Genomic DNA, 25507 nt, shown 5'->3' on the forward strand with positions numbered 1-25507 from the left:
CATTCGGATCAACATCTCGCGGACCGGAAACGTCCTCGTGCAGCTTACATGGCTTCGGGGACGATGATCACCTTACGACAGCGCACTGTGACCCAAGCCGCTCCACGCCGATCGGAATCGGCTGTGCCGCTCGATGCCCGGACGACAGGGTTATACGCAGGGGGCGTCGAACTGTTGCTCCCATGCTTGGGAACCGGGACAGTGTTTCCCAAGCGGGCGTCGGAAGTCACCGCGCCTGTCCCGCACCGATATACAGCTCACGGAAGTCTCGAAGTGTCGACAGCAACAGCCTTGATCCGCCGTCGCGCGGTCGACTTCATGCGCGTTCCGCACGGAATCTGTCGCCACTGAAGTAGCGCGGCATCGGTTCCCCGCCGAATCCCGCGCGGTCGTCCACCGCCGCATCGCTCCGCTGTGGTGTCGCCGGACGCCTGGCATCGAACTGCACGGCGTCTTCTCTTCGAAAGAACAACAATGCTTCTCTCTCCCTCCTCCCGGCGCGTCGCCCGCGCTCTCACAGCCGCCGTGGCGGTGCTCACCGGTCTATCCGTGCTCACCGGATGCGGCGAGTCCACCACCGCCAAGACCGCCGACGGCAAGACCGTGCTGCGCTACCAAGGCGCCACCGGACAGGTGAGCCCCGTCGAACTGGCCGACGACCTCGGCTACTTCACGAAGATCAGCCTGCACTGGGAAGGCGACACCACCAGCGGTCCGGCCAATATCCAGGCGGCGGCGACGAACCAGGTCGAGTTCGGCAGCGCGTTCAACGGCGCGGTGGTGAAACTGATCGCGGGCGGGGCGAAGGTCACCTCGGTGCTCAGTTCCTATGGCGCGGACGAGCAGTCGTTCACCGGTTACTACGTGCGCGACGACTCCGGCCTCACCTCGGCACGCGATCTGATCGGCAAGAAGGTCGCGGTCAACACGCTCGGCGCGCACCACGAATTCATCACCAGGGAGTGGCTGCATCAGCAAGGTCTGACCGACGACGAGATCAAGCAGGTGCAGTTGGTAGTCGTACCGCCTGCCAACACCGAGGACGCGCTGCGCAAAGGACAGGTCGACGTCGGCGCCCTGGGCAGCGTCTTCCGCGACACCGCCCTCCAGCGCGGCGGTATCCACCCGCTGTACACCGACAAGGCCATCTTCGGCACGTTCGACTACGGCACCTACGTCTTCCGCAACGACTACATCGCCAAGAACCCCGAAGCGGTGGAGGACTTCGTGCAGGGCACCGCGCGCGCTGTCCGCTGGCTACAGGTGACTCCGCGCGATCAGGTGCGTGAGCGGTTCGTCCAGATCATCGGCAAGCGCGGCCGCAACGAGAACACCAACCTGGTGCCGTACTGGCTCAGCCCCGGGATCCCGGTGCCCGGCGCGGTGGTCGCCGACAAGGAACTGCAGATCTGGATCGATTGGCTGGTGCGCAACGGCGAACTGCCCAACGGCAAGTTGAAGGCCGCGGACCTGTTCACCAACAAGTTCAACCCGTACGCCAACGGCAAATTCACGCCGGAGGCGGGACCGACCGGAGAGGTGGTGGCCGCGAAATGACCACGGCTACGAAACTAGCGCTCACCGGAGTGCGCAAGCAGTTCGCGGTGCGCGGCTCCCAGGAGCGGTTCACCGCGCTCGAGGACATCTCGCTGGAACTGCGTGAAGGCGAGTTCCTGGTCCTGGTCGGGCCGAGCGGCTCGGGCAAGTCGACGCTGCTGGACCTGCTCGGCGGGCTGAGCAAGCCCACCTCCGGTGAGATCCTGCTGGACGGGAAACCGATCACCGGACCGGGCCTGGACCGCGGCATCGTCTTCCAGCAGTACGCCCTGCTGCCCTGGCGCACGGCCCGGTCCAATATCGAATTCGGCTTGGAGGCCAAGGGTTTGCGCCGCAGGACGCGGCGCGAGCTGGCCGACCACTACTTGGAACTGGTCGGGCTCTCCGGTTTCGGCGACCGCTACCCGCACGAACTGTCCGGCGGCATGAAGCAGCGCGTCGCGATCGCGCGCAGTCTCGCATTCGATCCCGAGGTGCTGCTGATGGACGAGCCGTTCGCCGCGCTCGACGCGCAGACCAGGGAATCGTTGCAGGACGAACTGTTGCGCATCTGGCGCGCCACCGGCAAGACCGTCCTGTTCATCACCCACGGCATCGATGAGGCGGTATACCTCGGCCAGCGTGTGGCCGTGCTGACCTCACGGCCCGGCCGGATCAAGGCCATCGTCGACGTCGAGCTCGACCGGGGCACCGACGACGACATCCGCTCCTCCCAGCGCTTCCGGGACTACCGCCACGAGATCTGGACGCTGCTGCACAGCGAGGTCCAACGCGCCGCGAGCCTGGAACTGAAATCCCTTACCGACCCGGCCGATATCGAATCCACCACCGAGAGGACGGCTCATGTCTAGTGCCATTCAGCTGAGCGAGCGGCCGGTTCGGGAACGCGCGGTCCAGCCCACCCGGCCCGCCCCGGTGCGGCGGGCCGAGCCCGCGCCCACCGCCGTGACGCAGGCCCTGCGGGCGGTGGGCCGGCTCGCCTGGCGGGTATTCAAACCGACGGTCGTGATCGCACTGTTCTTGCTGCTGTGGCAACTCGCCCCCACGCTCGGGCTGGTGGACGAGGTGTTCCTGCCGCCGTTCTCGGTGGTGGCCCAGGCGTTCGCCGACCTGGTGGCGAGCGGAGAGATGTGGACGCACATCTCCGCGAGCCTGAATCGTTCCCTGGCCGGGTATTCCCTCGCGCTGGTCGCGGGCATCCCGGTGGGCATCGCGATCGCCTGGTACAAGCCGGTGGCCGACTTCCTGAACCCGATCCTCGAACTGTTCCGCAACACCGCGGCGCTGGCGTTGCTCCCCGTCTTCCTGCTGATCCTGGGGATCGGCGAAACCTCGAAGGTGGCCATCGTCGTCTACGCGAGCTTCTTCCCGATTCTGCTGAACACCATCACCGGCGTGCGCACCGTCGACCCGCTACTGGTCAAATCCGCCGCTTCCCTGGGCTTCTCGCCGTTACGTCTGTTCCAGAAGGTGATCCTGCCCGCGGCGCTGCCGTCCATCTTCACGGGTCTGCGGATGGCCGCCGCCAGTTCGATCCTCGTGCTGCTGGCCGCCGAGATGTTCGGGGCCAGGGCCGGGCTCGGCTATCTGATCACCGCAGCGCAGCAGAACTTCGCGATCCCGAACATGTATGCGGGAATCCTCGCCATCTCGCTGCTCGGCCTCGGCTTCAACGGCGTACTGGTCGCCCTGGAACGCCGCCTGTCGCGGTGGCGCGCCCCAGCGAACGCCTGAACCATGGCCACCCGTCTCATATCCGGAAGACAGTCGCCGTGCGGGCGCTGACCAAACGGCGCGTCGTGGACTTCATGCGGGTATGCGGCAGCGCTTGTCGCCTTGCCGCACGTCCCGCCCCTCCGGTTGCCACCGGCCCGATCCTCTGATCCGAAACGAGTTCTTCCGATGACCGCTGTCCACGAAACCCCCCTCTCGACCGTCACCGGCAACCCGGTGCACGTCGCGCCCGTCGCCGGTTACATCGGCGCCGACGTCTCCGGCGTCGATCTCCGCGAACCGCTGACCGACCAGCAGGTCGCGGCCATCACCGACGCGCTGCACACCTACAAGGTGTTGTTCTTCCGCGATCAGCACATCGATCACGCGCAGCAGATCGCCTTCTCCCGCCGGTTCGGCGCGGTCACGCCGTCGCACCCGTACGACGACGACGCGCCGACGGAGCACCCGGAGATCCTCGCGGTCGACAGCCGGTTGTACGAGAAGCGGTTCGGTGTGCGGAAATTCAGCTACACCAACCACTGGCACACCGATGTCTCCGCGCTGATCAACCCGCCCGCCGCCTCGATCCTGCGCGCCGAGATCGCCCCGGCGCAGGGTGGCGACACCGGCTGGACGAACCTCGTCGCCGCCTACGAGAACCTGCCCGAGTCGCTCAAGCGATTCGTCGAAGGGCTGCGCGCCGAGCACCGCTTCGGCGGCAGCAGGCCGGCCTGGGACTCCGACAGCGACTACGCGAAGAAGGTCGCGGCCGCGCCGCTGATCACGGAGCATCCGGTCGTCCGGGTGCATCCGGTGACCGGCGAGCGGGCACTGTTCGTGAACCCCGGCTTCACCACCCGCATCGTCGGGCTCCGGCCGAACCAGAGCGACGCACTGCTGAAGCTGCTGTTCGACGAGGTGACCAACCCGGCCTACACCGTCCGGTTCCGCTGGGCGAAGGGCAGCCTCGCGTTCTGGGACAACCGCGCCACCGCGCACCTCGCACCGAGCGACCTCGACCACCGCGACGTCACCCGCGTGCTGTACCGCACCACACTCGAGGGTGACATTCCCGTCGGCGTCGACGGTGCGCCGTCCAAGGCGATCTCGGGAGAGAAGTTCACCGGCGCCTAGGGTCCGGACACGCGAGGTCGGCCGGGTTTCGGCAAGCACTCGGCCGACCTCGCGTCTCGGCAGTATTCGAGCAAGTCAGCCGGTATCGGGGTCGCCGTCCCTGCGGCCACCATCGACGCTGCACAGAGTGACCAATCGGTCAGCGGATGGGACCCTCGGACTTCGTTGCGCGGTTATCGGCGTGGCCGCGTGTCGTACGCCGCACGCCCACCTGGCCAGGGGCGACCGCATGGGGCATCGACGCCGTGGCGAGTTCGGTGAACCGGCTCGCGACGATCTGGTGGTAGTGCGATCGAGACAGCGCCGCAGGTGGCCCGAATTCGGTGCGTCGAGCGCCGAACGGTTGCCGGAGTGCGGCGAAGTGGGAACAGTGAGGTAGGAAAGCGCGGCGCTCGCCGCGGTGGTTCGGGTACACACGAAGGAGATATTCGTGCGCTTCGGCATCTTCATTCCGCAGGGTTGGCGGCTCGATCTGGTGGGCATCGACCCGGCGGACCAGTGGGGGGTGATGCGAGACCTCGCCCAGCGCGCCGATGCGAACCCGGCGTGGGAATCGCTGTGGGTGTACGACCACTTCCACACCGTCCCGGTCCCCACCGAGGAGGCGACGCACGAGGCATGGACGCTGATGTCGGCGTTCGCCGCCACCACCGCACGCATCCGCCTCGGCCAGATGTGTACCGCTATCAGCTACCGCAACCCGGCCTACCTGGCCAAGGTGGCCGCGACGGTCGACCTGATCTCGGGCGGCCGCGTCGAGATGGGCATCGGCGGTGGCTGGTACGAACACGAGTGGCGCGCCTACGGCTACGGTTTCCCGTCCGCGGGCGAAAGGCTGGGCCGCCTGGACGAGGGTGTGCAGATCTTCCGGCAGGCCTGGACCACGGGTTCGGCCAACCTCGACGGCAAGTACTACCAGGTCGACGGCGCGATCGTCCGTCCGCTGCCGTTGCAGGAGAACGGTATTCCGCTGTGGATCGCGGGCGGCGGCGAGAAGAAGACGCTGCGCATCGCCGCGCAATACGCCCAGTACACCAACTTCAGCGGTAACCCCGAGGAGTTCACCCACAAATCCGAGGTGCTGCGCGCCCACTGCGCCGACGTCGGCACCGACTTCGACGCCATCGTCCGCAGTTCGAACTTCAACGTCGTCATCGGCTCGACCCAGGCCGAAGTAGAGGATCGCCTCGCGGCGCTGAAAGCCCGCCTCACGCCCGTCATCGGCGAAGACGCGGCGAAGTCCTACTTCGAACAGCTGTACAACAGCGGCGCCGCCACCGGCACTCCCGAGCAGATCACCGAGAACCTGCGCCGAGTCGCCGACCTCGGCCTCGGCTACGCCATCTTCAATTTCCCCGAATCCGCCTACGACACCTCCGGCATCGAACTCTTCGAACGCGAAGTGCTCCCGGCTTTGTCGGCGTCGTAGTCATTCGACTCGTCACGCCGAGGTGGCTGTCCGGTACATTGTGGCCAGCCACCTCGCAATGCGCAGTCAATTTTGTTCGAAAACTTTCCACAGCGCCATCTCAGCCTGCCGGGACGGCGTGCCGTCCCACGGGTGGAGCAGGAAGTTCTCGTCGAAGAGGTGGTCTCGATACTTCGGCTTTGCAAATCCCCAGTTAGTAACCCTCAGGACAGCCGTCCGCTGCGAGACTTCGTCTTGTTTCACAAGATGGGCGATATCGGTGGCGACCGCCCGTAGATCTTCGGGACCGATTGAATTCGGCACGGTGAGGTCGACTCGGACCGAGATTTTACCGGGCTGCTCCGCCAGGTCGGTTGTATCCACCGCGAAAAAGCAGACTCCTGCCGGAAGCGCCAGTTCCACCAATCTCGCCGTCAACTTCTTCTCATCATCTTTCCGATAATCCCACACGGGGACTTCGACGCATGCGGTCGGCGCTGTTGTAGTCGCGACGGGGGAGCTCGTCTTCGCCGTTGGGTTCCCTACTTTTTCAGAGCCGCAACCAACCGTTACCGAGAACCCGGCCGCGATAACCGCGACCACTGCGGCTCTCAGCACCCGATATCCAGCAGAACGATGCATCTCAGCTGTCCCCGTCCAGTTTCCAGTCGTCGTCTTTACTATCGTACCCATCGGTCTGTGGACTGGGCCAGCGATCTTTTCCTTCGGCATCTGGAAAAAATCCAGCCGGATGATTGATGATATTCGCGAGCTCGTTCGAGGCGATCATCGCCTTTGCCTGCAACTCGAGGAAGCTGGTCATTGCCTCGACGACGAGCTCAACAGCGGTGACTATCGCATCATTGAAATTGTTTATCGACCAGACCAGCCCGACAGCGGTTGCGGATTCGCCAATGGCAACAGCGGCGTTAGCGAGCAATGTTCCCAGCTTGTCGATGATCTGCTTGTACAGTATCCTCCCTTCCTCCGCAATAGTCAGAAGCTGCTCATGCACCTGCTCGCACATTTCTGTCGCCTTGGACATGGCCGCCGACTGATACGTTTGCGATGCCTTGAACGCCTTGTAGGCGCTGCCGTCCCAGTAGCCTTCTAGATTCACGTCCGGCTTGTTCTGGATATTGTTGACAGCAGATACGGCAGCGCCGACTTGTTGCCATTTTGCCGCATATCCCACGAACAATATCGGAGCAGCTTGCCCCTCGACTGCTTCACCGAGCTTCGAGATCAGGGTCTTCAAATCCTGTTGCATCGCATCCCTTGTATCGGTCAACGCGATGTAGGCCCCGGGAAGAATCCATTTGAGGTCATCGAACTTGTCGTTCAACTTTCCCGGCAACTTCTTTACTTCATCTACTTTTCTGGTGAACTCATCACTAATTGCCGTCAATTGATCTATCGTCGGATTTGCGCCCATCAGATCGAGAAGTCCATTTCTCCCGCGAGCTTCTCCAAGCTCTGCTTCTGTTCGACCTGCTGCTCATCGAAGCTGACCACTGCCCTGTGCAGCGCGCTACCGATCTGTTCAGCAGCGGGAGCGGCTTCATTGAGACGGTCCTGAATGTACGCGGCAGCTCTACTGTAGTTTTCCCAGGCCAAAATGAAGAGTGGACCGAATTGCAGCGATGAGTACTTCAGGTCCTCGATCGATGCAGCCGCCTTGCGTAACCCGGGAGCCACATCGTTTATCCAAGCCTTCGATGCATTCTCCAGACGGTCCAACTCCGCCTTCATGCCATCAGCCATCAGAACTCGTTCCTCAGCAATCGCTGTTCATGCCTGACGAGGCGAGCCGCCAATTCACGATCAGATTCTTGGTCCAAATAAATATCTCTGACCCATCTGGGCTTCTTAGCTCTGATCTGCTCACAGCATTCGACGATGTCCTGAGCAATGAAGTTCGAATCGATTGCTCCGGCCCAGTTCGGATCGATCTCAACGGAAACGAGCTCGGAGAGCGTCGCGGTTACCGTCAATGCGGGCTCATCATATTCATTGTATCCGGGACCGTAAACGGTAAAAGTTGGTTCTGAATACAGCCGATCATACAAGTCGCGATATTCTTCGTAAGTGCGCGCCTGCAACAGCATAGGTGTGACATCACGCAGAGATGGGAGAGTCGACTCCGGTACAGTGCCGGAGTCGACATAACGCATCATCAATTCATAGCGTGCGTATTGATACGCATCCATGATGGACCGACCGTATTGCGACGCGTCGAAGGCTTGTTTCCAACCGCGAGCGAGCGCGATTCTCGTAGGCAGGCGATCGCCACCTATCTCCACCTTCACCAAGGAAGACTTCTGCGGCGGCTGAAAAGAATTCCTATCGGCGGCATCACTTCTGTCCAGTAAACTCGGATCATCGCCATACGAGTAAAGATCCGAAACCATATAGTGTCCCTCTCCGACGCCCGGAACAGCGGTTGCAGACCACTGAAACGTCACCAAATCCTTTTCTACTGCCAACACCACCCATATCATGCACAGGCCCACGGCGTCACGTAATCCGACCTCACCCCCAGCAATTTATACCCCCACATGTGGCGATGGCTGCCATGTTCTCAGCCGTTGATCGTTCTGTCAACTGACTGTTGACGCGAGGCTTGTGCTCGAAATATTTTTCGTCGGAACGTCACTGAGCCGATCCACCCCTGTCAGGGGACGCCAAAACACATCCATCCATCACAGATGGCATCCGGTTTGTGATGGACGCCCGGCCCGGCCGGATTCACCCCTTCCGGCCGACAGCGCTCCAGCAGTTCACTTGCGAGTCAAGCCAGGATGGTGACTCGGCCTGGGGGCGCCATTGGTTGGAGACGACAATTCCCGGGTCCAGTAGTTCCAACCCGACGAAGAACCGGGCGAATTCGTCCCGCGTGCGGGTCTGGGCATAGACCCCGCTCTGCCGGTACACGTTGAGCGCGTCGGTCATCATCTCGGGTTCGAGGTCGGCGGTAATGTGCGTGACCACCAGGAACGAACCCGGCGCGAGGGCGCCCATCAACGTCTCGACGATGCCGTAGGGGTCTTGTTCGTCGTCCAGGAAATGCAGCACGGCGACCAGGCTCAGCGCCACCGGACGCTTCAGGTCCAGGGTGTCGAGGAGTTCGGGGGCGGACAGGATCGCCGCGGCATCTTTCAGGTCGGCGTCGACGTAGGCGGTGCGACCCTCCGGCGTACCGGTGAGCAAGGCGCGGGCGTGGGTCAACACGATCGGGTCGTTGTCCACGTAGACCACCCGCGCTTCCGGCGTCGGCGCCTGCGCCACTTGGTGCAGGTTCGGCTCGGTGGGGATGCCGGTGCCGATGTCGAGGAACTGGGTCACGCCCATCGCGGTGAGCGCGTTCACCGCACGGTGCATGAAGAGCCGGTTCTGCCGCGCCGCGACCCGGGTGGTGGGAAAGGCCGCGATCACCTTCTCGGCCGCGTCCCGATCCACCTGATAGTGGTCTTTGCCGCCCAGCACGTAGTCGTATATTCGCGCGCTGCTCGGCACGCTCGCGTCGTGAATCGGACGGAGCGGCTTACCGTCGCCGCCGAGATCGGTCATTGTCGTTCCCATCACTACCGGATCGCCTCTGCGCCAGCATATTCCAGGCGCGGGCTGGGCACCGCACCGCGACGGAAGCCCGGAGTGGGAACACCTCGGTGGCCGGAGAACGCGAAACAGGGTGGCCCCCAGTGGGAAGCCACCCTGTTCGCTACGGGATCACAGCATGCAGGAGACGCAACCCTCGACTTCGGTTCCCTCGAGTGCCATCTGGCGCAGCCGGATGTAGTAGAGGGTCTTGATGCCCTTGCGCCAGGCGTAGATCTGGGCGCGGTTGAGATCGCGGGTGGTGGCGGAGTCCTTGAAGAACAGCGTCAGCGACAGGCCCTGGTCCACGTGCTGGGTGGCCGCGGCGTAGGTGTCGATGATCTTCTCGTAGCCGATCTCGTAGGCGTCCTCGTAGTACTCGAGGTTGTCGTTGGTCATGTAAGGCGCCGGGTAGTAGACGCGCCCGATCTTGCCTTCCTTGCGGATCTCGATCTTCGACGCCACCGGGTGGATGGAGCTGGTGGAGTGGTTGATGTAGGAGATCGACCCGGTCGGCGGGACCGCCTGCAGGTTCTGGTTGTAGATGCCGTGCTCCATGACCGAGGCCTTCAGCTCACGCCAGTCGTCCTGGGTCGGGATGTGCACGCCCGCGTCGGCGAACAACTGCCGGACGCGATCGGTCTTCGGCTCCCACACCTGATCGGTGTACTTGTCGAAGTACTCGCCGCTGGCGTACTTCGATTCGGGGAAGCCGCCGAAGTACGAGCCGCGCTCGATCGCGATCCGGTTCGACGCCCGGATCGCGTGGTAGACCACGGTGTAGAAGTAGATGTTGGTGAAGTCGATGCCCTCTTCGGACCCGTAGTGGATGTGTTCGCGCGCCAGGTAGCCGTGCAGGTTCATCTGCCCGAGGCCGATGGCGTGCGAGGAGTTGTTGCCCTGCTCGATGGACGGCACCGAGTAGATGTGGGTCTGGTCCGACACGGCGGTCAGCGCCCGGATGGACACCTCGATGGTCTGCGCGAAGTCGGGCGAGTCCATCGTCTTGGCGATGTTCAGCGAGCCGAGGTTGCAGGAGATGTCCTTGCCGATCTTGGCGTAGGACAGGTCGTCGTTGAACTCCGACGGCGTGGAGACCTGCAAGATCTCCGAGCACAGATTGGAGTGGGTGATCTTGCCCGCGATCGGGTTGGCCCGGTTCACCGTGTCCTCGAACATGATGTACGGGTAGCCCGACTCGAACTGCAGCTCGGCGATGGTCTGGAAGAACTCGCGCGCCTTGATCTTCGACTTGCGGATGCGCTTGTCGTCGACCATCTCGTGGTACTTCTCGGTGACGTCGATGTCGGCGAACGGCTTGCCGTAGATGCGCTCCACGTCATAGGGCGAGAACAGGTACATGTCCTCGTTCTTCTTGGCCAGCTCGAAGGTGATGTCCGGGATGACCACGCCGAGCGAGAGCGTCTTGATGCGGATCTTCTCGTCCGCGTTCTCCCGCTTGGTGTCCAGGAACCGGTAGATGTCCGGGTGATGGGCGTGCAGGTAGACCGCGCCCGCGCCCTGGCGCGCGCCGAGCTGGTTGGCGTAGGAGAACGAGTCCTCGAGCAGCTTCATGATCGGGATGACGCCCGAACTCTGGTTCTCGATCTTCTTGATCGGCGCGCCGTGCTCGCGAATGTTGCTCAGCAGCAGCGCGACACCGCCGCCGCGCTTGGACAGCTGCAGCGCGGAGTTGATGGAGCGCCCGATGGACTCCATGTTGTCCTCTATGCGAAGGAGGAAGCAATTGTGGACGACCGTACCGCGGATCGAGTAGGTGTGGGTGTCCTCGACGTGGAGGTTGTACACCTTCTCCGGGGTCTCGGTGGTGCGCTCGACAGCGCGCACACCGTATACCTGCCGGCCGTGCACGACCTGATACGTCGCACGCTTTGTGCCCTTGCGGCCGACGTAGTTGTACAGGTTCTTGCCGATGTCGAAGATGAAGTCCTCGTTGTTTCCCGGCAGGCCGGGCACGAAAACCTGGCCGGTCACATTGCCCGCTCGGTTGACGTAGCTACGGACGACCGACACGATGCCGAGGCGGCGCAGGATCAGCTGCACCTGGTCGATGAGCTCGGGGTTGACCAGGTCGAGCATCATGCCGCCCGAGGTGCTGCAACCATCGCCGCGGAACAGCCCGGCCAGCAGGCCGCGTTGGAAGTCCTCGTCGGCGGTGAGCACATCACCGTCCAATCGTTTGTTACCATAGCCGGTCCCGGCCAATGACAACAGCAATGATGCGACGACCTTGCTGTTGCACACCATCCGCGTGGAGTGATCGGAGTGGTTGGTGTGCAAGGACAGGTCGACCCCGAATACCTGCTTGAATGCCATGCCGAGTTCGACGTGGTAGTCGACCTCATGCGCGCCGAGGGTGAAATGTACACCGTTGGGCACGCTCACGTCGGTAGACCGCTTGGACACGTGACCTTCGGCCACATACCAGCCGAGGATCAGGCCGAGCTCGTAGGACTCCTCGACGAAGCGGTTGACTGCGACGAAACGCTGGTTATGGCGCTGCTTGTTGCGGTGCTTCGCGTCGGTGTTCACCTTCTGGATCAGCCCGTCGACCTCTTCGTACACACCTTCGCCGACGTGATCCATAAGGTCGAATACACGCCGGTCCCGCTGTCCCAGCGGCGCGGTCGTCACGATGTAGTCGGTCGGCTGCACGTCCCGCGCGGCCAGCCACACGAAACCGTTGAACGGGTCGGCGCCGTCCGCGTCGATGAGCGTGTCGACCTCACGGATGGTCCACACCAGGATCGGATGCTCGGGAGTGCACCGGATCGGCTCCTTGTGGCCGAAGTGCGAAATCGCGACCAGCGCTTGATCGTTGGGATTCTCGATCAACGCTTCGACCGCACGATAGGAACCGTCGTGGGACAAGACCCGGTCGCCCGGCTGCAGCGTCTCGATGGCGCGGGGACCGTCGATCGTGTCCACCGGCGTACCCGCAGGGAAACACGACACCGGCTCGCCGCGCTGCTTCTTGCCCGAGTTCAGGAAGGTCGGGGTGGCGGGCTGGAAACGGCCGTCGATGATCTCGTCGACCAGCCGGCCCGCCAGCGCCTCGTCACCGGCGGCGAGGGTGAGCGCGACCATGCACACCCGGTCCTCGAACCGCTCCAGGTAGCGCTTGCCGTCGAAGGTCTTCAGCGTGTACGAGGTGTAGTACTTGAAGGCGCCGAGGAAGGTGGGGAACCGGAACTTCTTGGCGTACGCCTGTTTGAACAGATTCTTGATGAACGGGCGGCTGTACTGCTCCAGCACCTCCGCCTCGTAGTAGTTCTCGTCGATCAGGTAGTCCAGCTTCTCGTCCAGATTGTGGAAGAAGACGGTGTTCTGATTGACGTGCTGCAAGAAGTACTGGTGGGCGGCCTCACGGTCCTTGTCGAACTGGATCTCCCCGTTCGGGCCGTACAGGTTCAGCATCGCGTTGAGGGCGTGGTAGTCGAGGACCTCGCCCGCGTCGCCGCCACGGACCGGGGGCTGCTCTAAGCGAGCTGTTTTTCCGGCCGGTGCTGTCGTTGCTGTTGCCAAAACAATCCCAATCCCTCTCGGACGCGTTCGACGTCCTCAGCGGTTCCCATGAGTTCGAAGCGATACAGGTACGGCACGCCGCACTTGCGCGCGATCAGTTCGCCCGCATAGCAGAAGGTGTCGCCGAAGTTCGTGTTGCCCGCCGCGATGACGCCACGCAGCAGCGCCCGGTTGTGCGGATCGTTGAGGAACTTCGCGACCTGCCGCGGCACGAAATCCTTGTCGGAACGATCGCCCCCCAGCACGTGCCGACCGCCCCCATAGGTGGGGACGATCAGCACGTACGGTTCGTCTACGCGCAGCGAGTCGGCGGTGTGCAGTGGTATGCGAGTCGCCGGGAGCCCCAGCTTCTCGACGAAACGATGCGTGTTCTCCGAAGCGCTGGAGAAGTAGACCAGCGCCGTCGTCTCCGGCATGGTCGCCTTCCTCTTCTCGGGAGTGCCGCGGCGGACCGCCCGGCACTCGCACCTCGGATGCGGTGGAGGGTCAGGCCGCCACGGTCGCGAGCGACTTGATGCGGTCGGGCCGGAAACCCGACCAGTGATCGTCTCCGGCCACCACGACCGGCGCCTGCAGGTACCCCAGGGCCATGACGTAGTCACGCGCCTCGTCGTTCTCCGAGATGTCGATGACCTCGTAGTCCACCCCGGCCTTGTCGAGGGCCTTGTAGGTGGCGTTGCACTGGACGCAAGCGGGCTTGGTGTACACGGTGACGGTCATTGATGTCCCTCTCTCCTTGTGCCTGATCCACAGCCTGAGATCCGTTGCAATACACGATCGACGTATGCTGCGCAAACTTCTGGAGCCGGACTCGAATCCCCTGATCAGCCACTCGTGACCGACTCCTACCGGGTGGGGCCTCTCACCGTCTTCCAGTAGCGAAGACACTACACCTAGTGGCCGACAGATTCCTACAACACGACATGTAGCGAGTCACATTGATGAAATTCCATCGAGAGAAGTACCAGGACGCTCGATTCACCCCCGGATCAAACAGTGGCGCAGATCACTGTTCGACACGTCAGCATACTTTCAGCAAACTCACCGGCAAACGAAGAGGGCCACCGCTGCGCCCGCAGCGATGACCCTCGTCGAAGACCGGAGATGGAGCTTACACCGACGCGAATTCGCCCCGCGTGGCCTCGACCAGTTCGCGCACGGTGCCGGCCAGCTGGGTGAACGCCTCGGCGTCGTCGCGCGGATGCGTAGCGCCGAAACGCTCGCCGATGACACCGAAGTGCAGGTGCGCGGACTCGACCACTCGCGCGCCCGCCACGCCGAGCGCCTTGACGGCGTCGCCGTGCGCCCACTGCGCCGCGTTCGGGCTGATCGACGCACTCACCACAGCGGTGGGCTTGCCCTTGATGGCGCCGGCGCCGTACGGGCGAGAGGCCCAGTCGATCGCGTTCTTCAGCACCGCCGACAGCGTGCCGTTGTACTCCGGCGTGACCACCAGCAGGCCGTCGGCCTCGGCGACCGCGTCGCGCAGCGCCTGTGCCGCCGCCGGAACCGAGCCGGGGACGTCGATGTCCTCGTTGTAGAACGGGATGTCGGCGAGTCCGTCGTAGAGGGTGACCTCGACGCCCTCGGGCGCGGTGTTGGCCGCAGCCTCGGCCAGCCGCCGATTGACCGAGGCGGCGCGCAGGCTGCCGACGAGTGCGAGAATGCGGGTCTGGCTCATGAACACTCCTGGTGTACTGAATTAGATGGTGTCCGTACGTTCACCACACACTAACCGGACCATGGTCCGATTACTTCCCGCGGAGCCTGCGTGAGCGCTGTGAACTACCCCACACCCCACTCGACCTCCGATGGCTCCCGTCGACTGCTCGACGTCGGTGCCCCGCTGCCCGGCACCTCGGAGCCCGCCGAGCGCGCCGACGCCGCGCGCAATCGCCGGCTGCTGCTGGACGCGGCGCAACAGCTGGTGCGTGAGCACGGCGTGGACAGTCTCACCATGGACGCGCTGGCGAAACGCGCCGGGGTCGGCAAGGGCACGGTGTTCCGCCGGTTCGGCAGCAGATCCGGCCTGATGCTCGCCCTGCTGGACCACTCCGAGCAGAAGTACCAGGAGTCGTTCATCTTCGGCCCGCCGCCGCTCGGCCCGGGCGCGCCTCCGGTGGAACGACTGGTCGCCTTCGGGCGGGCCAGGCTCCTCGACATCGAAGTGGAAGGCGAACTGCACCGCGCGGCCGAACTCGGCGAGGCGGGTGACCGGTATTCCGGTGCGCCCTACGGATTGCTGCGCGCTCACGTCGCGATGCTGTTGCGGCAGGCCGACGTGCCCGGGGATGTCCCGCTCGTCGCCGACTGGCTGCTGGCGATGCTGGGCGCCGCGCTGGTCATGCACCAGATGCACGTGCTCGGCTATACCCGCGAGCAGATCGGCGACAACTGGGAGGACGTCGTCCGGCGCGTTGTCACCCGCTGAATCGCCAGTACACTCGGGCGCCATGGGGAACCTGCGCGAACAGATCATCAGTGAATTGGGCGTCCAGCCCACGATCGAACCGAAGGAAGAGATCCGCCGCCGGGTCGATTTCCTCAGGGATTATCTGAACGCCACTCCCGCACGTGGTTTCGTTCTCGGCATCAGCGGTGGACAGGACAGTGCTCTCGCGGGCAGGCTGTGCCAGCTCGCGGTCGAGGAACTGCGCGCCGACGGCGTGGACGCGACCTTCCTCGCCGTCCGGCTGCCCCACGGCGTGCAGGCCGACGAGGCCGACGCGCTCACCGCCATGGCCTTCGTCCGGCCCGACCGGCAGGTCGTGGTGAACATCCGGCCCAGCGCGAGCGCCGCGGCCGCGGAGGCGGCGTCGGCGTTGCAGGTGGACCAGCTGCGGGACTTCGTGCGCGGCAACATCAAAGCGCGCGAACGCATGGTGCTCCAGTACGCGCTGGCCGGGCAGGAGAATCTGCTCGTGATCGGCACCGACCACGCGGCCGAGGCGGTCACCGGATTCTTCACCAAGTACGGCGACGGCGGTGTCGACCTCACCCCGCTCACCGGTCTCACCAAGCGCCAGGGCGCCGCCCTGCTCCAAGAGCTGGGCGCACCCGCCAGTATCTGGTCCAAGGTGCCCACCGCCGACCTGGAGGACGACCGCCCCGCCCTGCCCGACGAGGAGGCGCTCGGCCTGCGCTACAGCGAGATCGATGACTACCTGGAAGGCAAGGAGGTGACCCCCGAGGTCGCCGAGCGGCTGGAAGGCATCTTCCGCGACACCCGGCACAAGCGCAGCGTCCCGGTGACTCCGCTGGACACCTGGTGGCGCTGAGAACCCGGGCCGACTCACCCGGCGCGAGACGGCGCGCCGGGAACCGCCGCTGCTGAAGCCATCGGCCGCGGCGGCGTGCCCGCCGGTGCGGACGCGTCGCCGGGCTATCCCCCGGCGAAGGGAGGCAGGACGTCGACGCGCGGGCTCAGCGCGGCGGCGGGATCACGGGTGAGCTCGTCACCGATCAGATAGGCGCACACCGACAGCATCTTGTCCAGGTCCGGACCGTAGGCCGCGGACAGGGCGGCGCGCAGGTCGGCCACCGTCGCTCCGTCCGGGAGGTCGAGGGTTTCGCTGTCCTTGCCGACGGCGTCGGCGATCGCGGCGAAATAGCGGATCTCAACCACCGATGGCTCCCATCGTCCGCTCCGGGGGGACGAAGCCCTCGGCGTCGATGCCGTGACCTGCCCATTTGTTCCACATCGCGCCGCGCCAGAGGGTCGCGACCTCGTCGTCGCCCGCACCGGAGCGCAGCACCTGGCGCAGGTCGAATTCCTGGTCGCTGAACAGGCAGGAGCGCAGCATGCCGTCCGCGGTGAGCCGGGTGCGGTCGCAGGTGTCGCAGAACTTGCGGGTCACGGTGGCGATGATGCCCACGGTGCCGGGGCCGCCGTCGACCAGCCACTTCTCCGCCGGGGCCGACGGATCGGCGCGGCCGGCCTCGGTGAGCCCGAACCGGGCGCCCAGCACGTCGAGCAGCTCGGCGGCGGTGACCATGTTGGCGCGGGCCCACTCGTGGTCGGCGTCGAGCGGCATCTCCTCGATGAAACGCAGTTCGCAACCCTCGTCCAAGCACCAGCGCAGGAGATCCGATGCACCGGAGAGGGTCTCGCGCATCAAGACGGCGTTGACCTTGATCGGCGCCAGTCCGGCGGCACGAGCGGCGCGGACACCCGCGAACACCGATTCGAGGCGGTCGCGGCGCGTCAGCCGCGCGAAACCGGCCCGGTCCACGGTGTCCAGCGACACGTTCACCCGGTGCAGTCCCGCGGCGGCGAGGCCGAACGCGCGGTGCTCGAGCCCGATGCCGTTGGTCGTCATGGCCAGCGGGATGTGCGGCACCTCGGCGTGACAGCCCGCGATGATCTGTTCCAGCTCGCGGCGCATCAGCGGCTCGCCCCCGGTGAAGCGGACCTCACGCACCCCCAGCTCGCGCACCGCGAGGCGGACCAGACGCACGATCTCGTCCACCGTGAGCAGTTCGTGCCGGGGAATCTCCGGCAGCCCCTCCTCCGGCATGCAATAGGTGCAGCGCAGCGAACACTTCTCGGTGATGGATACGCGTAGGTCGCGGGCGACGCGTCCGAAACGATCCAGCAAGTAGGGGGTGTCGGGACGGCCGGCGAGCGAGGGACGCCCGGAACGCACCGCGGGAATCCCGATCTCGACCAGAGTCACACGTCCATTATGACCGCCTGTCCCGATTCGGCTGCGGGCGGAATGCTCACTTCGGGCTCACCACGGCCGCGAATCGGCGGTGAGGCCCGCGCCGGGGACGAGCGCGACGCCGGGCGACCTGCGCACGGACCGGCGCGCGGCGACGGAGGCGGAAAACCGCCCGGATCGGGCGTTAGGCGTACCTCCGCCTTCGCTCCGGCCATGCGCAGGCTCCTCCGCCTTCGCTCCGGCCATGCGCAGGCTCCTCCGCCTTCGCTCCGGCCATGCGCAGGCTGAGGACGGACTACGTCCGACCGCACCCATTAGGCTGACTCGCATGAACCCTCGGCCCGCCGGCGTCTCGGCCAGGCCCGTCGACGACTACCGCGACAGCATCGAACAGCTACTGCGGCCACTGGCCGCGCGCACGGTCGAGTCCGTCCCGGTGCCGCGGGCGCTGGGCAGGCAGTCGGCCGAGGATGTCCGCTCGCCGATCGAGCTGCCGGTGTTCCGGAACTCCGCGATGGACGGCTACGCGGTGCGCGCCGAATCGGTGCTGGTCGCCCCGGTCACCCTGCCCTTGACCGGTGTGGTCGCGGCGGGCGCGGCGGGCCGCACGCCGCTGCCGACGGGCGCCGCGATGAAGGTGATGACCGGTGCGCCGATCCCGCCCGGCGCGGACTGCGTCGTGCCGGTGGAGGACACCCACGTGGGCGACGGCACGGTGACCATCGAACGCGGGCGCAGCGCAGGCGAATTCGTGCGGGAACCGGGAACGGACGTCCGGACCGGAGATCTGCTCGTGCGGGCGGGAACCATGCTCGCCCCCCGGCATGTCGCCGCCCTCGCCGCCGTCGGCCTGCCCGCGGTGGCGGTCTTCCGGGCGGTGCGCGCCGCGGTGATCACCACCGGCGACGAGCTGGTCGCGGCCGGAAAGCCGCTGCGTCCCGGGCAGATCTACAACTCCAACGGCGTCGCCCTCGCCGCGGCGCTCGCGGCGAACGGCGTCGATGTCGTCTCGGTGGCGCACAGCACCGACGATCCGGCGCGCTTCCGCGCGCTGCTGTCGGCGGCGACCGAGAACGCCGATGTGGTGTTCACCTCCGGCGGCGTGTCCAAGGGCGACTTCGAGGTGGTCAAGGACGTGCTGGAGCCGATGGGCGGGCGGTTCGGCTCGGTCGCGATGCAACCGGGCGGCCCGCAGGGACTTACCGTGGTCGACGGCGTGCCGGTGCTCAGCTTCCCCGGCAATCCGGTCAGCACGATGGTGTCGTTCGAGGTGTTCGCCCGCCCGATCCTGCGGCGTCTCGCCGGTCTGCCCGAGGTGGACACCTACGAGCTTCCCTTGGCCGACGCCGTGCCGCGCTCGCCGGAGGGGAAACGGCAATTCCTGCGCGGCAGACTCATCCGCGCCCATCCGGGGGAATCGCCCGCGCACCGGCACCCCCGGGCGGTCGAGGTGGTGTCCGGTCCCGGGTCGCATCTCGTGGCGGCCATGGCGTGGGCCGAGGTGCTGATCGATGTGCCCGCCGAGGTCACCGCGCTGCCCGCCGGGGCGCTTGTGCGAGTGTGGTCCTTATGAGCGAGCTGTCCCATGTCGACCAGGAAGGCCGCGCCCGCATGGTGGATGTGAGCGCGAAGAGCGACACCACCCGGATCGCCGTCGCGGCAGGCGAGTTGCGCACCACGGCCGAGGTGGTCGCGCTGGTGCGGGCCGATGACCTGCCGAAGGCGGATGTGCTGTCCACCGCACGCATCGCGGGCATCTCGGGGGCGAAGAAGACCTCCGAACTGATCCCGCTGTGCCATCAGCTGGCGCTGTCGTCGGTGCGAGTGGAGTTCGGTTTCACCGACACCGCCATCACCATCGAGGCCACCGCGAAGACCAAGGGGCCAACGGGTGTGGAGATGGAGGCGCTCACCGCGGTCGCGGTCGCCGGGCTCACCCTGCACGACATGGTGAAGGCGGTCGACCCCGCGGCGACGCTCACCGACGTGCGGCTGCTCACCAAAGAAGGCGGCAAGCGCGGACATTGGGAGCGCCCGGCCGACGAAGGTCCGATCCCGCCTTCCGCCGAGGAAGACCTGTCCCCCGAGGACGCGGATACCGAGCCGGAGATCTCTGAGTACGCCGAGCCGGAACTCGACGAGGAGCCACGGTCGGCCGCGGTGCTGGTCGCGTCGACCGGCGTGGCGGCGGGGACCCGCGAGGACACCACCGGTCCGGTGCTCGCGGACTGGCTGGCCGGACTCGGCTTCTCGGTGCGGGGCCCGCTGATCTACGCCGACGCCGAGATCGAATTCGGCCTGGCCGACGCGTTGCGCTTCGAACCGGCGCTCGTCATCAGCACCGGCGGGACCGGTGCGTCCCCCACCGACGGGACCCCGGAGGCCACCCTCGCCTTGCTCGACCGCGAACTCCCCGGTGTGGCGGAGGCGATCCGGCAGCGAGGCACGGCGAAATTCCCGCTGGCGGCCCTGAGCCGCGGCGTGGCGGGGCTGGCCGGGCGCTCGGTGGTGGTGAATCTGCCGGGATCGCCGGGTGGCGTTCGCGACGGCATCGCGGTGCTGGAACCGCTGCTGGATCATCTGCTCGCACAAGTCGCCGGAGGTGGAAGTCATGACAACGGCTGAGGCTACGGTCCGGCTCGCCCGGATCAGCGACCAGCCGCTCGACCCAGCGGAGGTCGAGGAGGCGGTCTGCGGACCGCACTACGGCGCGGTCGTGGTGTTCACCGGGAAGGTCCGCGACCATGATGGCGGGCAGGCCGTTTCGGCCCTGGAATACTCCGCGCACCCGCAGGCGGAACGCTTCCTGCGCACCGTCTGCGCGGAACTGGCCGCCGCGCACGGTTTGCCGGTCGCGGCCGTGCATCGCGTCGGCTCGCTCGGCATCGGTGACCGCGCGATCGTCGTCGCGGTGGCGGCGGCGCATCGGGGCGCGGCGTTCGCGGCCTGCTCGGAACTGGTGGATCGGATCAAGCACGAAGTCCCGATCTGGAAACGCCAGTTGTTCGCCGACGGCCTGTCCGAATGGGTGAACGCCTGCGGGTGACCTGACCGTCACATGAATCTCATGACGAATCAACACGACCGGGATAGCGTGTCGGCGTGGGAACCGACCAGGTCTTGCTCCACCGGTTCGTCATCTCGCAGCTCATCGCGGCCGGCGTCGACCGCGACCAGCTGCTCCGGGAATCCGGGTTGCCGGAGTGGACCATGGCGGGCGACGACGTGCACCTGCCCAGCCAGACGTTCTCCCGGCTGTGGGAGATCGGTGAACACGAACTCGGCGATCCGGACGTCGCCCTGAATGTGGCGCGCCGCTACGAACTCACCTGCCTGGGTCTCTACGACTACCTGTTCTCCTCGGCCCCGACGCTGGGCGCCGGATTGGCGACCTGTGGGCCGTACGTCACGGCGGTGACCACCAACCATCGGTTCGACCTGGTCGCGGAGAACGACGACGAAGTCACCCTCTATCTCGACATGATCGACGGGGAAGGCCGGGGCAGGGATCTCACTCAGCTGTGGGGCCTGTGTGCGGTGCTCAGCCGCGCGCGGCGCGTAGTGCGCGAACCGCTGGCCCCGTTGCGGGTCTCGCTGCGCCAGCGCGCGCCCGCCAAGACCCACACCTTCGTCGAGGTATTCCGCACCACCGCGATCGAGTTCGACGCGCCGGTGGACGCCATGACCTTCCGCGCCTCGGATATGGATCTGCCGCTGACCACCAGTGATCCGGTGCTGGCCGGCATCCTGCGGCCGTTGGCCGCTGCCCTTCCGCCACCGCCGCCGCTGGCCACCGCCTGGCCGGAGCGTGTCGCGGCCGCGCTGGCGGACTGCCTGGACGAGGGCGACGCGTCCCTCGAGCGGGTGGCGCGCAGGCTGGCCACCAGCCCTCGCACCCTCCAGCGGCGGTTGCGAGAGGCGGGCACCACTTGGCGCGCGGAACTGGATCGGGCACGCGGCGCGCGGCTGATCGCCGCGACGGCCACCGGCCCGTTGAGCCCGTCGCGCCAGGCCGAGGTTCTCGGTTACTCCGACCCGGGATCGATGCGGCGGGCGGCCCGGCGGTGGTCGCTGGCCACCCCCGCGTATCGCGCCGAGTGGGTGGAGCGGACGTTCACGGCCTGATGAAACGCGCGGCGATCGACCAGAACGTCGCGTCCTCGATCGCACGGAAATCCCAGCTGTTGGCGATCGCGTGGGTCTCGGCGACGATCGCGGGAACGTCGAAGTCCTCGCGGGTGGCGGTGCCCTTGGCCTCCAGCGCCTCGATGACGTACGCGGTGGCGCTCTCCATGGAATCTGACACGGGAAACTCCCATCGGTCGCAGAACGATTCGGTCGGTCACGGATGGGCTGCCGAGCGGCGCCGCGGGCGGCAGTACGCTCCCAGTGCCCGCGGACCGGCGGACACGCATTCAGTCTCATGAAAAGACTGCTCTGTCACCAGCACCGAACGCGACATGTCGCGAACAAACGCGCCAATCTGGCGCGTTCAGTGCGGTGTATAGCGCCACACGCCGAGCATGCTCTGCGCGTCGAGTGGTTCGGCGGCGTCGTGCACGGTGTCGTGCAGCCGCTCCAGGGCCGTGTCGGTGCGCAGGCCTGCACCGATGAGCACCAGCTGCGCGCCCCGCGCTTCGCCGCGCGACCAGCCGCCCGGCTCGAAGACGATGTGGCGGCCGACCATGTGCAGGACGAACTTCCTGCGTTCGTCGGCCACCCCGAAGGCGGCGAACCCCTTGGCCCGGAACAAGCCCGGCGGCGGGTCCTCCAGGAAGCCGATCAACTTGCGCGGGTCCAGCGCGCGTTCGCTGGTGAACGACACGCTGGCGTAGTCGTCGTGCAGGTGACGGTGCCCGGCGTCATCGTCGTGGTCGTGCTCGACGAGCAGTTCGTCGAAGCTCAGCTGCTCGGCCACCAGCGGGCGGGTGCGGTGCGGTTGGTCGAACAGCAGCCCGGGATCGATCCGGCCGTAGGTGGTCGCGTACACCGGCACCGAACCGACCAGCGCCGCGACGTCCTCGCGCAGCCGTTCGAGTTGCTCGGGCGCAACCCGGTCGGCCTTGTTGACCACGACCAGATCGGCCAGCCGCAGATGCGTGCGCAGCTCCGGGTGGCGGGTACTGCTGCGCCGGAACTCTTCGGCGTCGACCACCTCGACCAGGCCGCCGTAGCGCAGGCGCGGATTGTCGCTGCCGACCACCATCCGGATGAGGCTGCGCGGCTCGGCCAAGCCGCTGGCTTCCACGACGATCACGTCGATTCCGGCCTTCGGCTGGGTGAGCCGAGTGAACAACTCGTCCAGCTCGGTGACGTCGACCGCGCAGCACACGCACCCGTTGCCGAGCGAGACCATGGCGTCCACCTGCCCGGCGACCAGCATCGAATCGATGTTGATCGCCCCGAAGTCGTTGACCACCACCCCGATCCGCGTTCCCCGGTTGTCCCGCAGCAAGTGATTGAGCAGCGTGGTCTTTCCGGAACCGAGAAACCCCGCGACGAGCACAACAGGAATCCGGTCAGCCATTCCGCTCACCCTAGTGCGCCGCGGGAAAGACCGGACGCCACCCTCGAGGTGGGGAGGATGGCGTCCGGCGGGTTCGGTGTGCGGACTATTTCGAGGAGCCCAGCAGCATGCCCGCCAGGCTGTAGCCGAGGTTGATCAGCTCCGTGGTGATCGCGTTGTCGTCCAGGCCCAGCATCTTCGCCAACGGCATCAGCAACTCCATGATCGAAGCGTTGCCCCCGGCGGTCCCGGGTGACTGCTGCGCGTTCGGCGTGCCCGGCGACTGGGTTCCGGAGGCGCCCGGCGCATTCGGTGCCGCGGGCGTGCCCGACGACTGCGGTGTCGCGGTGCCGGGCTTCGGCGTCGAGGTGTTCGGAGCGGGCTGCGCCTGCGGCACCGCGGGGGCCGCCGGACTCTGCGGCACACCGGGAGTCGTCGAACTCTGCGGCACCGCCGGAATCGTCTGCGCCTGCGGCACCACCGGGTTCGTCTGCGCCTGGGGAGTACCCGGATTCGTCTGGCCCTGCGGCGCTCCCGGAGCCACCGCGGGACGGTCGAGCGACGTGCCCTGCGGAGTGGTTTGGCTCGCCTGCTGATCCGGTGAGATACCCGGCTGCGGTGCGCCGAGCAGGTAACCGACCACTCCGGTGGTCAGCGCGATGGCGTGCTTGAGCTGCCCGTCCGGTGTTTCCAGCAGCGCCGCGTCCTCGGGGTTGGCGCCGTTGCCCATCTCGAGGAAGACGAGCGGAACGGTGGTCAGCGCGGGCCCGGCGATGTCGCTGCGGGTCTGCAGACCGTCCACGACGCCGCCGTAGTTGGCGGGCGGGAAGCCCGCGTCGCGGTACGCGTCGCGCACCGACTTCGACGCGGCGAGGCCCGCTCCCGATTGGACCTGATCGACGATCGGATTCGGGATCGGCAGCTCCGGAACGATCAGATGGAACCCGCGATCCTGTGCGGGCGCGCTGTCGGCGTGGATGCTCACGGCGACGTCCGCGCCGGACTGGCTCGCCGCGCGGGCCCGGTCGTCGACGCAGCCGCCCCAGTTCATGTCGTCCTGGCGGCTCAGCACGACGTGCGCGCCGAGTGTCTCCAGCGACGTCTTGACGACCTGGGCGACGTTCCAGGTGATGGTGTGCTCGGGAACGCCGTTCATCGTGGTCATGCCGGTGGTCTGGCAGTCCTTGGTGCCGCCGCGGCCATCGCTGACCTGTCTCGCCAAATCTTGGGAATGGTTCGACCCCTGGTGTCCTGGGTCGAGGAAAACGGTCTTGCCCGCGAGCTTTTGCGACATATCCAGCGCCGACGGAGCCGCCTGTGCGGTGGCCGGGAGCAACCCGGACAGCGTCACCGTCACCGCGGCTGTGACGGCGGTACAGATCCCTGCCTTGATGATGCTTGGCTTCATAGTGCGGTCGGTGCTCCGGGACGGAGCACCCCTCCCTTCCCACTTGTAACACCAAACCCAGTAGTCAACTCTGGCAACATGTGTATCAGCAACGCAAGTTGCGTGATCGAAGTGTTACAGCATGCGCGACGCCCGGCCGTCCGGCTCGCTCGGTCAGTTTGCGCAGAGGTAGCAGAGCGTAATGCATCCGGCTCTGCGCCACACCGAACGGCACGCGGAAATTGTCGGCGACTTGCCGAGAGTCATGGTCACGCTCGATTTGTTCGGTAATCCCCGCACGATAGGGCGGAGATGGACGGTTGGTAACTGCGGCCCGGGAGATCGTCGGCCAACCCGTCGGCGAAGCAGGACGGAACTCGACCCGTTCGTTCCCTCGTCCCACCGCGCCGCGACCGGGTATGTCCGAGACGACATTCCGCGCCGGATTACCGGATTCCACGCACACCGCTCGGTCGGTTCTGGTATTCCTTGCCGCGGAGATGCGGGGATCTCCCGGGTCGGCCGCGGGCGCGGGGAGCACGACGACCGTGGACGCGGCGGTAGTACAAGTCAAGGAGAACCGGTATGCGTGCAAGCGCACTCCTCGTCGCGGGAGCCATGAGCTGCGCGGTGACTCTGCTCGCCGCGGGGACGGCGGCGGCCGAGCCCGCGAACACCATGACGCACGACGGCGTCTACTTGGTCGGCGTCGACATCGTGCCCGGAATCTGGGAGGCGCCCGGCACCCCCGACCCGGCCTACGCGTGCGATTGGCGCAGGCTGTGGAAGGTGGAGGGCGACAACACGAACATGCAGTACATCGTCGCGAACAACTACACCCGGCTCGGTCCGGTCCGGGTGCAGATCAAGCCGACCGACGTGGGGTTCAAGACCGAGAACTGCGGGCCGTGGCGGTTGCTGCCGACACCGCCGCCGACCGGCTCGTTCGGCGGCTGACCGAGCGGCGCATCCCGACGGGCGGCGTATTGACT

25 protein-coding genes and 3 pseudogenes are annotated in these 25507 nt (G+C 66.2%); 12 read left to right on the forward strand and 16 right to left on the reverse strand.

From position 1 onward, the window contains the following. The first annotated feature begins 474 nt into the window (after positions 1–474). From ON29_RS20940 to ON29_RS20960, 5 genes are all read left to right on the forward strand, one after another. A complete protein-coding gene (locus tag ON29_RS20940) occupies positions 475–1557 on the forward strand; it encodes an ABC transporter substrate-binding protein (RefSeq protein ID WP_040868715.1) in 1083 nt (360 codons plus the stop codon). After that, entirely contained in the window at positions 1554–2408 is an 855-nt protein-coding gene (locus ON29_RS20945; protein ID WP_040868716.1) for an ABC transporter ATP-binding protein, read from the forward strand. The genes ON29_RS20940 and ON29_RS20945 overlap by 4 nt, the downstream gene beginning before the upstream one ends. Continuing rightward, on the forward strand, positions 2401–3291 hold the full coding sequence (locus ON29_RS20950; RefSeq protein ID WP_040868717.1) for an ABC transporter permease: 891 nt from the start codon (positions 2401–2403) through the stop codon (positions 3289–3291). Before ON29_RS20945 ends, ON29_RS20950 begins: the two co-directional genes overlap by 8 nt. A gap of 168 nt (positions 3292–3459) precedes the next feature. Beyond that, positions 3460–4407: a TauD/TfdA dioxygenase family protein gene (locus ON29_RS20955; protein WP_040868719.1), complete on the forward strand. Its 948-nt coding sequence runs from the start codon at positions 3460–3462 to the stop codon at positions 4405–4407. A gap of 430 nt (positions 4408–4837) precedes the next feature. Beyond that, positions 4838–5836 (forward strand): LLM class F420-dependent oxidoreductase, encoded by a 999-nt coding sequence (locus ON29_RS20960; RefSeq protein WP_040868721.1) that lies wholly within the window; start codon positions 4838–4840, stop codon positions 5834–5836. Positions 5837–5902: 66 nt separating this feature from the next. Here ON29_RS20960 and ON29_RS20965 read toward each other — a convergent pair whose 3' ends face one another. The 11 genes and pseudogenes from ON29_RS20965 to ON29_RS21000 all read right to left on the reverse strand — a co-directional run bounded on the left by ON29_RS20965 (position 5903) and on the right by ON29_RS21000 (position 14639). Next, a complete protein-coding gene (locus ON29_RS20965; RefSeq protein ID WP_157172845.1) occupies positions 5903–6457 on the reverse strand; it encodes a hypothetical protein in 555 nt (184 codons plus the stop codon). 1 nt (position 6458) lies between these two features. Further along, entirely contained in the window at positions 6459–7250 is a 792-nt protein-coding gene (locus tag ON29_RS20970) for a hypothetical protein (RefSeq protein ID WP_040868724.1), read from the reverse strand. Continuing rightward, positions 7250–7579, reverse strand: coding sequence for a hypothetical protein (locus tag ON29_RS20975; protein WP_040868726.1), 330 nt, complete (start codon positions 7577–7579; stop codon positions 7250–7252). Before ON29_RS20975 ends, ON29_RS20970 begins: the two co-directional genes overlap by 1 nt. After that, positions 7579–8304: a hypothetical protein gene (locus tag ON29_RS36010; protein ID WP_157172846.1), complete on the reverse strand. Its 726-nt coding sequence runs from the start codon at positions 8302–8304 to the stop codon at positions 7579–7581. The genes ON29_RS20975 and ON29_RS36010 overlap by 1 nt, the downstream gene beginning before the upstream one ends. A gap of 259 nt (positions 8305–8563) precedes the next feature. Next, complete coding sequence (locus ON29_RS20980; RefSeq protein WP_040868727.1) at positions 8564–9385, reverse strand: SAM-dependent methyltransferase; 822 nt, start codon at positions 9383–9385, stop codon at positions 8564–8566. Between the two features lie 159 nt (positions 9386–9544). Then, positions 9545–11161, reverse strand: a pseudogene (gene nrdE / locus ON29_RS37660) (class 1b ribonucleoside-diphosphate reductase subunit alpha); the annotation flags it as partial. Between the two features lie 24 nt (positions 11162–11185). Next, positions 11186–12388, reverse strand: a pseudogene (locus ON29_RS37665) (LAGLIDADG family homing endonuclease); the annotation flags it as partial. Continuing rightward, positions 12377–12850 (reverse strand): annotated as a pseudogene (locus tag ON29_RS37670) (ribonucleotide reductase N-terminal alpha domain-containing protein); the annotation flags it as partial. The pseudogenes ON29_RS37665 and ON29_RS37670, both read right to left, overlap by 12 nt. Positions 12851–12912: 62 nt before the next feature. Continuing rightward, complete coding sequence (gene nrdI / locus ON29_RS20990) at positions 12913–13374, reverse strand: class Ib ribonucleoside-diphosphate reductase assembly flavoprotein NrdI (protein ID WP_040868730.1); 462 nt, start codon at positions 13372–13374, stop codon at positions 12913–12915. A gap of 70 nt (positions 13375–13444) precedes the next feature. Continuing rightward, entirely contained in the window at positions 13445–13678 is a 234-nt protein-coding gene (locus ON29_RS20995) for a redoxin NrdH (RefSeq protein WP_039799742.1), read from the reverse strand. Between the two features lie 391 nt (positions 13679–14069). Continuing rightward, a complete protein-coding gene (locus tag ON29_RS21000; RefSeq protein ID WP_040869006.1) occupies positions 14070–14639 on the reverse strand; it encodes an NAD(P)H-dependent oxidoreductase in 570 nt (189 codons plus the stop codon). A 144-nt stretch (positions 14640–14783) separates the two neighbouring features. On the opposite strand from ON29_RS21000, the gene ON29_RS21005 reads away from it, so the two are divergent. Beyond that, positions 14784–15389, forward strand: a complete 606-nt coding sequence (locus ON29_RS21005; RefSeq protein ID WP_040869007.1) for a TetR/AcrR family transcriptional regulator — start codon at positions 14784–14786, stop codon at positions 15387–15389. Between the two features lie 22 nt (positions 15390–15411). Beyond that, positions 15412–16236, forward strand: coding sequence for an NAD(+) synthase (nadE, locus tag ON29_RS21010; RefSeq protein WP_040868732.1), 825 nt, complete (start codon positions 15412–15414; stop codon positions 16234–16236). A gap of 104 nt (positions 16237–16340) precedes the next feature. Here the strand turns inward: nadE and ON29_RS21015 are convergent, their stop codons facing one another. Both ON29_RS21015 and moaA read right to left on the reverse strand, forming a co-directional pair. Further along, entirely contained in the window at positions 16341–16583 is a 243-nt protein-coding gene (locus tag ON29_RS21015; protein WP_040868734.1) for a MoaD/ThiS family protein, read from the reverse strand. Next, positions 16576–17634, reverse strand: coding sequence for a GTP 3',8-cyclase MoaA (moaA, locus tag ON29_RS21020; RefSeq protein ID WP_040868735.1), 1059 nt, complete (start codon positions 17632–17634; stop codon positions 16576–16578). The genes ON29_RS21015 and moaA overlap by 8 nt, the downstream gene beginning before the upstream one ends. Positions 17635–17950: 316 nt before the next feature. Between moaA and ON29_RS21025 the strand changes: the two genes are divergently transcribed. Genes ON29_RS21025 through ON29_RS21040 form a run of 4 tightly spaced genes read left to right on the forward strand, consistent with a single transcriptional unit; the run spans position 17951 to position 21747 of the window. Next, complete coding sequence (locus ON29_RS21025; protein WP_040868736.1) at positions 17951–19195, forward strand: molybdopterin molybdotransferase MoeA; 1245 nt, start codon at positions 17951–17953, stop codon at positions 19193–19195. Beyond that, positions 19192–20247 carry a bifunctional molybdenum cofactor biosynthesis protein MoaC/MoaB gene (moaCB, locus tag ON29_RS21030; protein ID WP_040868738.1) on the forward strand — a complete coding sequence of 352 codons (1056 nt, stop codon included), beginning with the start codon at positions 19192–19194 and terminating at the stop codon, positions 20245–20247. The genes ON29_RS21025 and moaCB overlap by 4 nt, the downstream gene beginning before the upstream one ends. Next, positions 20234–20668, forward strand: coding sequence for a molybdenum cofactor biosynthesis protein MoaE (locus ON29_RS21035; RefSeq protein WP_040868740.1), 435 nt, complete (start codon positions 20234–20236; stop codon positions 20666–20668). Before moaCB ends, ON29_RS21035 begins: the two co-directional genes overlap by 14 nt. 56 nt (positions 20669–20724) lie before the next feature. Then, positions 20725–21747 carry an AraC family transcriptional regulator gene (locus ON29_RS21040; protein ID WP_040868742.1) on the forward strand — a complete coding sequence of 341 codons (1023 nt, stop codon included), beginning with the start codon at positions 20725–20727 and terminating at the stop codon, positions 21745–21747. Here the strand turns inward: ON29_RS21040 and ON29_RS21045 are convergent. From ON29_RS21045 to ON29_RS21055, 3 genes are all read right to left on the reverse strand, one after another. After that, positions 21737–21928, reverse strand: a complete 192-nt coding sequence (locus ON29_RS21045; RefSeq protein WP_040868744.1) for a hypothetical protein — start codon at positions 21926–21928, stop codon at positions 21737–21739. The genes ON29_RS21040 and ON29_RS21045 overlap by 11 nt on opposite strands. Before the next feature lie 186 nt (positions 21929–22114). After that, positions 22115–23149 carry a CobW family GTP-binding protein gene (locus ON29_RS21050; protein WP_040868747.1) on the reverse strand — a complete coding sequence of 345 codons (1035 nt, stop codon included), beginning with the start codon at positions 23147–23149 and terminating at the stop codon, positions 22115–22117. A gap of 85 nt (positions 23150–23234) precedes the next feature. After that, positions 23235–24536, reverse strand: coding sequence for an N-acetylmuramoyl-L-alanine amidase (locus ON29_RS21055; RefSeq protein WP_040868749.1), 1302 nt, complete (start codon positions 24534–24536; stop codon positions 23235–23237). Positions 24537–25100: 564 nt separating this feature from the next. Here ON29_RS21055 and ON29_RS21060 point away from each other — a divergent pair. Beyond that, positions 25101–25472 carry an Rv1352/Rv1906c domain-containing protein gene (locus tag ON29_RS21060; RefSeq protein ID WP_040868751.1) on the forward strand — a complete coding sequence of 124 codons (372 nt, stop codon included), beginning with the start codon at positions 25101–25103 and terminating at the stop codon, positions 25470–25472. Positions 25473–25507: the final 35 nt, after the last annotated feature.

The sequence above is a fragment of the Nocardia exalbida NBRC 100660 genome, assembly GCF_000308575.1.
GTDB lineage: Bacteria > Actinomycetota > Actinomycetes > Mycobacteriales > Mycobacteriaceae > Nocardia > Nocardia exalbida.